The following is a 9,381-nucleotide window of genomic DNA, read 5'->3' on the forward strand; positions in this document are numbered from 1 at the left end:
GCATTCGCGCCCAGCTGATCCTCGATGACAAACTCTCCAAACTGAGTCATGACCCCGCCGAAGAGTGGCCGGTGGCCGCCAGTCAGGCCCTCGATCATCTGCTCGCCGAGCTGGCGGATGCCCGCAAGGAGCGCAGCCGCTTCGACAACTTCATTCGCAGCAACGCCTTCGTCGATAAGATGACCGGCATCGGCAACCGGCTGTTTTTCGACAACCGGCTGGAGAGCGCCATCATGGAGGCGAGCGTGATGAGCGGCGGCGTGCTGCTGATCGATCTCGCCTGTCTGGAGGAGCTGGAGGCCGATCAGTTCGAGTTGCTGGGGCACGATTTGATGATGGAGGCGAGCGCCACCATAGGTGCCTTCGTGCGCAAGCATAACGGCGCCCTGCAGGCCCGCTACGCCGGTCAGGTTTTTGCGGTGTTGCTGCCCAATATGTCCGAGAGCGAGATGGTGGATAGCGCCAGCCAGCTGCTCAAGAGCTTGCAACGACTGCACTGGCCGCAGGAGATCAATCCCGACACGGCGGTCTATCTTGGCGCCGTCTGCTATCAGGCCGAAGACAGCCTGCTCAAGGTGCAGGAGGAGGCGGAGCTGGCCCTTAAGAGTGCCCGGCTGCAGGGCCACAACGGCTGGTTCCTCTACGAGAAGCAGCTGGATGAGGAGCAGAGCAGCAAGGGCACGGTACGCTGGCGCACCCTGATCAGCCGCCGTCTCGAAGAGCACGGCATCGAATTTTACACCCAGCCGATCCAGCAGGATCGGGGGCAGGTAGTGTTGCAGCAGGAGTTGCTCACCTATCTGCACGATGAGCAGGGGCGTGCCCTGCAGGCGGGGATCTTCATGCCGATGGCGGAGAAGGTGGGCTTGTTGCTGCAACTGGATCGGCTGGTGGCGGAGCAGACCCTCGCCCTGCTGCGCCAGCGTTCCGAGCAGAGCTGCCCCATCAGCCTGACCCTCAGTGCCCAGAGCCTGCTCAACCGCGAGTTCCAGCGCTGGCTCTTCTTTGCCCTGTTCCAGCTGCCGCGCAGCACCAACGAGCGGTTGATCCTGCAACTCTCCGAATCCCAGGTGACCCGCCATTTCGAGGCGCTCAAGCGGCCGCTGCGCTCCCTGCGGATGCTTGGCTGCCAGCTGGCCATCGATCATGCCGGTCAGGATGTGGTGAGCACCCAGTACATCAAGGAGTTCGAGATCAATTTCCTCAAGCTGCACCCCAGTCTGGTGCGGGAGATCCATGCCCGTCAGGTCAACCAGATGGCGGTGCGCAGTCTGGTGGGGGGCTGCGCCAATACCCGCACCCGGGTGCTGGCAGTGGGGGTGGAAAGTGGCGACGAGTGGAAGATGCTGCGCCACCTCGGGGTGCATGCCGGGCAGGGGCCCTGGTTTGCCGAACCCCAGCGGCTGGTGCCGGAACCGGCTGGTGATTGAGATAAACAACAGAGGGTTGCCTTGGGGCGACCCTCTGTTGTTTGCGGTATTGTTTGCGGTTGCCGTCAGGCGGGACTCACAGTCGGCCCTGCTCCCGCAGCCCGGCGAGCCCTTGCATGCCGCCGGTGTGGATAAAGACGATTTTGCTGCCGGGGGCGATACGGCCTGCCACCAGCTCGCGAAACAGCCCCCACATTGCCTTGCCGCTGTAGATGGGCTCCAGCGGCAGGGCGGTATCGGCGCTGAAATCCTCTACCCACTGCCAGAGGGTCGGGCTGAATTTGGCGTAGCCACCATCGTGATGATCGAGCGCGATGCGCCAGCCGGGAATGCTGGCGGCCGCGGGATGGAGGCGACACACCTCGTCAGCGATAAAGCCGCCCCCTTTCAGTACCGCAATGGCGAGGATCTGCTCCCGATCCCGTTTGCCAGCGATCAGGCCCGCCAGAGTGCCGCCGCTGGCGCAGGGCAGTACCCAGAGATCCGGCGAGAAGGGCACTTCGCCGACCAGTTCCGCCACGCCGGGGATGGCCAGCGGGCTACTGCCCCCTTCCGGCACGATCAGGGTATCGGGTGCATCGAATTGGGCCAGCCAGTCGGGATCCTGCCGTCGCCGGTAACTCTGGCGGTCGACAAAAACGAGATCCATGCCCCAGCGCCGGGCATCCCGTAGGGTAGAGTTACTGACGGCGTCATACTCGCCCCGTATGATACCGGTAGTACGAAGACCAGATTGGCACCCCGCAGCCGCCAGCGCGTGGATATGATTGGAGTAGGCGCCGCCAAACGAGAGCAGGTGCCGTTTGCCATGCTCTTTGGCATGCAGCAGGTGGTACTTGAGTTTGCGCCACTTGTTGCCGGAGATGGCCGGATGGATCAGGTCATCCCGCTTGCACCACAGCTCGACGCCATAGCGGGTCAGCAACGGATGGTGGAGGCGTTGCAGGGGGGAAGGGAGGGTGGCTTGACCCTCTGACTCGGCGGAAAGGCTGGCTTGCAATGGTGAGTCCGTCTTTTATATGGAGGCTAATCTGCTGTTTATGTTAATATTTCATACATTTAATCAATATTGATGGGCGGGCTTACATGAAACAACTGTTCAGACGGTCGACGCCAAGCCGCCAGGTCGGGCTCTTGCTGGCCAATGACAGGATCATGCTGGCTGCGGTGGGCAATCCCCCCGTCTTCGCGACGCGCACCATCAACGGCCCACAGGAGTGGGCTGTGGCCATGAACGAGTTGTTCAGCCGTCATGGGCTGGCCAAGTCTACGGTGCGGGTGGCCCTCGCCGCCAGCCTTTATCAACAGATCCAGATCGACAAGCCTGCCGTGCCTGACGCCGAAATGCCGGGGGCGCTCCCCTGGGCCATCAAGGACTATGTCAGCGAACCCGTGCTGCAACTGGCGATGGATTATGTGGACTTGCCCACCCCGCCGGCCGGTCGTCCGCGCATCAATGTGATCTGCCTGCCCAAGAGCCGGGTGCAACAGCTGGCCGATGCCATCAACGGCATCGCCACCCTGCAATCCATCATCAGCGACGAATTGGCGCTCACCTCTCTCTATGACGCGGATGACACGGTGCGCATGCTGCTGTGGCAGCCCAAGGGGCAGGATCTGCAACTGCTGGTCTTCCATCAGGGCGGGCTCTGCTTCTCCCGCCAGCTGCGCGGTTTCACCAGCCTGACTGGCGAACATGAGCCGGACAGCATGCTGCTCGATTCACTGGCGCTGGAGATCCAGCGCTCCCTCGATTATCTGGCGGGCCAGCTGAAATTGCCCGAGCTGGGGCAGATGCAGTTTGCCGTTGCCTCGCCCTTTATCGGTACTCTGGTGCGCCACATGGAGCAGACCTTCGGCTTTGCCGTCTCCGCCATGGCCAACAAGGCGGTCCTGGCCGGCGTCGAATACCTTTCTGCCTACGCAGCCGCCATCGGGGAGGATGCGTGATGAAACGTCAGATAAACCTCTATGGCGCCGAGTTTCGCCCCAAGCGGCAGTGGGCCAGCCTCAATCAGATGGCGCTGGTGTGGGGCTTTGCGCTGCTGCTGATCCTGCTGACGGGTGTCGGTTACGGCTGGCAGCAGCAGCAGGTCAGCCGGGCACTGGCGCAGCGCTCTGCCGAGCTGGAGCTCAAGCGCAGCGAGGCACAGCGGCTCGATGCCGAGCTGGCGCGCCATCAGGCGGATCCCCGGCTGCAACAGCAACTGGTCAACAAGCAGGATGAGTTGACGGCCAAGCAGGGGCTGATGCGCCAGCTGGGCAGTCTGACCCTGCAAAAATCCCAGGGCTACGCCAGCGTGATGGCGGATCTCTCCCGCATTCGCAGCAGCAACCTCTCGTTGCAGCGCATCGAGATCAACGAAGGGCGGATCAACCTCTCCGGCTTTGCTGGCCGCAGTCAGGATGTACCAGCCTGGGTCAACCGCTTCAAGCAGACCCCGAGTCTGGTGGGCAAAGAGTTTGGTGAACTGACCCTGAGTCGTGACAAGGAGGGTCGTCTGACCTTCCAGTTGAGCGGCATTGCGCGGGAGAAACCCTGATGAACCTTAAAGCACAATGGCAGGCATGGGGCCAGCGTATCGCCGTGTTGAGCCAGCGGGAGCGGGTGTTGATCCTGCTGACCGGCTTGGTACTGCTGGGCGCAGCCGGACTCTACGGCTGGCTCGATGGCGCTGATACTCGCCTGCAGCAGGATCGCATGGCCCTGAGCGCCGCCGAGCGCGACCTCGAGATCATGGAGCTGGAAAACCTCGGCAAACAGGCACGGCTCAAGCGGGATCCCAATCAGGGAGTTCGCGACCAGCTGGCGCAGGTCGAAGCGGATCTGGCCCGGATCGACGATGAGCTGAAGGCCCAGACCGTCGATCTGATCCCGGCGCACGAGATGCCGCTGGTGCTGGAGGCGCTGCTCTCCCGCTCCGCCAATCTTCATATGCTGGCGCTCAGTTCGCTGGAGCCGACCCCGCTGATGGCGGGGGAGCAGAAGGTCAATCTCTACAAGCATGGTATCCGGCTTCAGCTTGAAGGCGGCTATTTCGATGTGTATCAATATCTTAAAGCGCTGGAAGCCTTGCCGCGCCACTTCTACTGGAAGCAGTTCGACTATCAGGTCAAAGCCTATCCCGGCGCGGTGGTGGAGATGGAGATCTACACCCTGAGTACCAGCAAGGAGTTTATCCGTGGCTAGAGTGTTTGCGTTGTGCTGTTGCCTGTGCAGCTTGCTGGTACAGGCGGAGCAGGTCGAAGTATTGCAGGATCCCACCGCGCCGCTGGCGGATGTGGCGGTTGGCGCCCGTGCGACTGGCGAGAGCAGCGCCGGTTTGCCGAAGCTGCAGAGTGTGGTGTTGGGTAATGGCCCGGCACTGGCGGTACTCAATGGCAAGAGTTATCGGGTCGGACAACAGGTGGACGGCTATACGCTGGTGGCCATCAATGCCGATGCCGTGGTGCTGGAAAAGGCGGGAAAACGCCATGCGGTAACACTGTTTGCCAGCAAGATCCGGGTTTGAGTCGTGCTTGCCTCTCGAGAGGTGAATCGGCTTTATCGAGTTTAATTGCAAGTCAGGGTGCCCTAATTACATGAAAAAACACCGTCTCTGTCTGATCTCCGTGGCCATGATGGCTGCAGGCTGTACCACGTATCAGCACTCCGAGCCGACCCAGGCCAAGGATGCTCTCAAACAGGCCATGAACGAACAGCAGAAACAGGCTGCCCCTCTGACCGCTTTGCCCAAATCGGTGCAAAGTGAATTGCTGCAGCTGAACCGGCCGCAGATGCCGGTCGGCATGCCGGAGAAGCGGCTGCGTATCGCGGCTCACGATGTGGAGGCGGTGGAGTTTTTCGGTTCCCTGTTCAAGGGCTCCCGCTACAGCGTGGCGGTTCACCCCGGGGTGGCCGGGCTGGTCTCCGTCGAGCTCAAGGATGTGACTCTGCCGGAGGTGCTGGCGGTGGTGGGCGACATGTACGGCTTCGACGTGCAGCGCAAGGGCAATGTCTTCCATATCTATCCGGCGGGTCTGCGTACCGAAACCATCCCGGTCAACTACCTGATGATGTCCCGTCGTGGCCTCTCCCGCACCTCGGTCAGCACCGGCGGGGTGACGGCCAATGACAGCAATAACAGCAGCGACAGCAGTTTTGACAGTGCATCGAACAACAACAGCGGCAGCAACAGCTCAACCAGCAACAACTCGAGCGGTGACAACAACAACGGCACCCGTATCGAAACCGACACCAACAGCGACTACTGGACTGATCTGCGCGACTCCCTGCAGACCCTGATTGGCACGGGTGACGGTCGCGCCGTGATCACCAGCCCGCAGGCGGGTCTGGTCACCATTCGTGCCTACCCGAAAGAGCTCAAGGCGGTGCGTGAATTCCTGACCCAGTCAGAGAGTCACCTCAAGCGGCAGGTGGTGCTGGAGGCACGGATCATCGAAGTTGCCCTCAACGAAGGGTATGAGCAGGGGGTGGACTGGAGCGGTCTCTCCGCCAGCTGGGATGGCAACAAGGGGATTACCGGTGGCCAGTCGCTTGCCAATACTCAGCTGCCCAGCACCCCCAACCAGATCTTCAGTGCGCTGGGTGGCGGCGCCGGTTTCAAGATCTCTGATGGCAACTTCAATGTGGCGGTCAACTTGCTCAAGACCCAAGGCGATGTGAATACCCTCTCCAGTCCCCGTGTCACCGCAACCAACAACCAGAAGGCGGTGATCAAGGTGGGGACGGACGAGTATTACGTCACCAATGCGTCCACCACCATTACCACTACCTCGACGGGCACAGACAAGACACCTAACGTGGAGCTGACCCCCTTCTTCTCCGGTATAGCGCTGGACGTAACGCCGCAGATCGATGAAGAGGGGAAGGTGCTGCTGCATATCCATCCCTCGGTTATCGATACCGAAGAGCAAAACAAGGTGATCGACATGGGTACCTCGGGTGGCAAGTTGCAACTGCCGCTCGCCAAGAGCTCGATCCGCGAATCCGATACCGTGGTGCAGGCCAATAACGGTGACATCATCGTTATCGGCGGCCTGATGAAGACCGACAAGCAGGAGATCGTCAGCAAGGTGCCGCTGCTGGGGGATATTCCCTGGGTGGGTGAAGCCTTTACCAACCGCCGCGAGAGCACCAAGAAGGTGGAGCTGGTGATCATGCTCAAACCGACCGTGGTGGAGAAAGATACCTGGCAAAACGAGCTGCAACGCTCCTCCGAGCTGCTCGACAAGTGGTATCCGGCCAAGGGCTGACCCATGACACCAGATGCGGTCACCCTTATTCCGAACGGCCTGTGCAGTCTTGAGTGCACAGGCTGCTTGCTTGCCGTGGCAGGTGAGGTCTCATGTACCTGACCCACTTCGGCCTGCAGGAGGCACCGTTCAGCCTCACCCCCAATACCGGCTTCTACTACGGCCTGCCGCCTCACGAAGAGGCGCTGCAGGTGCTTAACTGGGCGCTGGCGCAGGGGGAGGGCTTTATCAAGGTGACCGGCGAGGTGGGTACCGGCAAAACCCTGCTATGCCGCAAGTTGCTCAGCGAGCTGGGTTCGGAAGCGCGTCCGGTGCGGCTTGCCTGGTTGCCCAATCCCCACCTCACTCCGGCCGAGCTGCGCATTGCGCTGGCGCTGGAGCTGGGGTTGGCGGTACGGGATCAGAGCGAGCTGGATCTGACCGATCGTATCCATCGTCACCTGATCAGCCTGCACCAGCAAGGCAGCCGGGTGGTGGTGCTGATCGACGAGGCGCAAGCGCTGCCGGACGAGACCCTGGAGGCGATCCGCCTGTTCGGCAATCTCGAGACCGAATCGAGCAAGCTGCTGCAGATCGTGCTGTTCGGCCAGCCGGAGCTGGATGCCAGACTGGCCAAGCCGCATCTGCGCCAACTGCGCCAGCGGATTGGCTTCTCCTACTGCCTGCGGCCGCTGCGTTTTGACGAGACCCGCGCCTATCTGGAGCACAGATTGCAGGTCTCCGGTTACCGCGGGGCACCGCTGTTTGCAGGTCGAGCCATGCGTCTGTTGTGGCGCGCATCGCGAGGGATCCCGAGACTTATCAATATCTTGGCGCAGAAGTGCCTGATGCTGGCCTATGGTCAGGGTGTGCGTCAGGTCGATAGCCGTCTGGTACGGCTCGCCATTCGCGATACCGACGATGCCAGCCGCTTTGCGCCACGGCGCTGGTGGCCCCTGTTACTGTTGCTGGGGTGCGCCCTGGCTTATGGAGTCTGGCCATGAGCGTTATCAACCAGATGCTCGGGGATATGAGAGCGCCCCAGCTGCGTTGTGCGTCAACATGGGGCTGGCGGATACCTATGCTGGCTTATGGAGTCTGGCCATGAGCGTTATCAACCAGATGCTGAAAGATCTGGACCGGCGCCAGCAAGGATCCGAAGGTGCTGCCGTCTATATTGCCCCTGCGCGCCAGCAGGGATGGTGGATGTTGCTGTTGACCCTGATCTGCGGTCTGGCACTGGGGATCCTTGGTTGGCGAACCTGGATCTATTGGCAGCAGACCCATACCGTGACGGCTGCCAGTGAAGTGATCGCCCCCGATGCGGTGACTCCCGATGTGGTGGCAAGGGCCGCCGCGCCAGTCAGCCAGCCTGAGCCGGTCGAGGTGGCGGCTGCGCTGCCGCTGCCAAGTCAGGAGGCGGTGAATGATGAGGCAGGCGAGAGTGACTCGGACTACGGGACCGACGGTGCGCCCTTTGATGCCTCCAGCGATGTTGACGAGTCCGAGCCGACCGATGAAGAGCTGCAGCCCGAGCTTTACGCCGAACTGGCGGCAGAGCAGCAGGCAGTCGCCAGCGCACCGCGCAAGCCGAGCGTATTGAAGATCGAGACGGTCGAGCTGTCGGCCAAGGAGCTGGCAGCACTGGCTGAGCGCAAGGCGACCACCGCCATGGCCAAGGGAAGCCTGCGGGATGCGCAGGACAACTACTATCAGGTGCTGGCCCACGATCCCTACAACCAGGGGGCGCGCGAGCAGCTGGCGGGGCTGCTCTACGGCGAGGGCCGCCTGACCGAGGCGCGTCAGCTGCTGGAAGAGGGGATCCGGCTCGATCCCCAGCAGGCCGATTTTCGTCTGTTACTGGCCCGCCTTGCCATCAGCGAGGGGCAGCAGCAGCAGGCGCTTGGCTGGTTGTCTGGTTATCAGCCGGATCTCGCCAGCAACATGGACTACTACGCCACCTGGGCCGGGCTGACTCAGGAGCTGGGCCAGAATGCCGATGCGGCGGCGCTCTATGTGAAGCTGCTGCGTCAGCAGCCGGATCAGGGCCGCTGGTGGCTTGGCCTCGGCGTGGCCGAGGATGGTCAGGGCCACAGCCAGCGGGCGCTCGATGCCTATCGCAACGCCTTGCTGCACGGCAACCTCGGCGAGGCGTCGACCAACTGGCTGGAACAACGAATTGGTCAACTAACCCCTTGATAAACAGCAGGTTAGATTAGCTAAGCCTAATCGGATGCGGCAACGGGTGTGAAGTAACAGAGATCGGAGCAAACATGGCACAACCCAGACTGAAAATGCGCCTCGGCGACCTGCTGGTACAAGAGCAGATCATCTCCGATGATCAGCTGCAGCTCGCGCTGCAGCAGCAGCGTCAGACCGGCCGCAAGCTGGGCACCACCCTCATCGACCTCGGCTTTATCAGCGAGGTGCAGTTGCTGCAGTTCCTCGCCCGTCAGCTGGATGTGCCCTTCTTCGATCTCAACAACCTCACCATAGATGCTGCCGCCGTGCCGCTGTTGCCCGAGGTGCAGGCGCGCCGTTACCGGGCGCTGGCGGTCAATCTCACCGACGATCGGGTGACGGTGGCCATGTCGGACCCGGCCGATCTGAGTGCACTGGATGCCATCGCTGCGTTGCTAAGCCCGCGCATCATGGTGCTGGCGGTTGCCCGAGAAGGGCAGCTGCTGGAGTATTTCGACCGGCTCTACCGCCGTAC

The 9,381-nt window shown here is 61.9% G+C and carries 9 protein-coding genes and 1 pseudogene; 9 read left to right on the top strand and 1 reads right to left on the bottom strand.

Annotated elements, in window-relative coordinates:
* On the top strand, nt 1–1,430 hold a 1,430-nt coding region (locus DBR30_RS20060), incomplete at its 5' end, for an EAL domain-containing protein (protein WP_258224524.1).
* 76 nt (nt 1,431–1,506) lie between these two features.
* Here the strand turns inward: DBR30_RS20060 and DBR30_RS20065 are convergent.
* Entirely contained in the window at nt 1,507–2,430 is a 924-nt protein-coding gene (locus DBR30_RS20065) for a 1-aminocyclopropane-1-carboxylate deaminase/D-cysteine desulfhydrase (RefSeq protein WP_108588498.1), read from the bottom strand.
* Between the two features lie 86 nt (nt 2,431–2,516).
* Here DBR30_RS20065 and DBR30_RS20070 point away from each other — a divergent pair, with 86 nt between their 5' ends.
* The 8 genes and pseudogenes from DBR30_RS20070 to mshE all read left to right on the top strand — a co-directional run.
* Nucleotides 2,517–3,380 (top strand): MSHA biogenesis protein MshI, encoded by an 864-nt coding sequence (locus DBR30_RS20070; RefSeq protein WP_108588499.1) that lies wholly within the window; start codon nt 2,517–2,519, stop codon nt 3,378–3,380.
* Nucleotides 3,380–3,973: a PilN domain-containing protein gene (locus DBR30_RS20075; RefSeq protein ID WP_108540869.1), complete on the top strand. Its 594-nt coding sequence runs from the start codon at nt 3,380–3,382 to the stop codon at nt 3,971–3,973. The genes DBR30_RS20070 and DBR30_RS20075 overlap by 1 nt, the downstream gene beginning before the upstream one ends.
* Complete coding sequence (locus DBR30_RS20080) at nt 3,973–4,620, top strand: hypothetical protein (RefSeq protein ID WP_005340017.1); 648 nt, start codon at nt 3,973–3,975, stop codon at nt 4,618–4,620. Before DBR30_RS20075 ends, DBR30_RS20080 begins: the two co-directional genes overlap by 1 nt.
* Nucleotides 4,613–4,942 carry a SctD/MshK family protein gene (locus DBR30_RS20085; RefSeq protein WP_108540866.1) on the top strand — a complete coding sequence of 110 codons (330 nt, stop codon included), beginning with the start codon at nt 4,613–4,615 and terminating at the stop codon, nt 4,940–4,942. The genes DBR30_RS20080 and DBR30_RS20085 overlap by 8 nt, the downstream gene beginning before the upstream one ends.
* Nucleotides 4,943–5,012: 70 nt before the next feature.
* Nucleotides 5,013–6,686, top strand: coding sequence for a pilus (MSHA type) biogenesis protein MshL (gene mshL / locus DBR30_RS20090; protein WP_108540863.1), 1,674 nt, complete (start codon nt 5,013–5,015; stop codon nt 6,684–6,686).
* 92 nt (nt 6,687–6,778) lie between these two features.
* The gene (mshM, locus tag DBR30_RS20095; RefSeq protein ID WP_019446483.1) at nt 6,779–7,669 is read left to right on the top strand and encodes an MSHA fimbrial biogenesis protein MshM; all 891 of its coding nucleotides are present in this window, start codon (nt 6,779–6,781) and stop codon (nt 7,667–7,669) included.
* A 100-nt stretch (nt 7,670–7,769) separates the two neighbouring features.
* Entirely contained in the window at nt 7,770–8,864 is a 1,095-nt protein-coding gene (locus tag DBR30_RS20100) for a tetratricopeptide repeat protein (RefSeq protein WP_181363639.1), read from the top strand.
* Nucleotides 8,865–8,938: 74 nt separating this feature from the next.
* Nucleotides 8,939–9,381: pseudogene (gene mshE, locus DBR30_RS22680) on the top strand (MSHA fimbrial ATPase MshE); the annotation flags it as partial.

Source organism: Aeromonas sp. HMWF017, assembly GCF_003061465.1.
GTDB lineage: Bacteria > Pseudomonadota > Gammaproteobacteria > Enterobacterales > Aeromonadaceae > Aeromonas > Aeromonas veronii.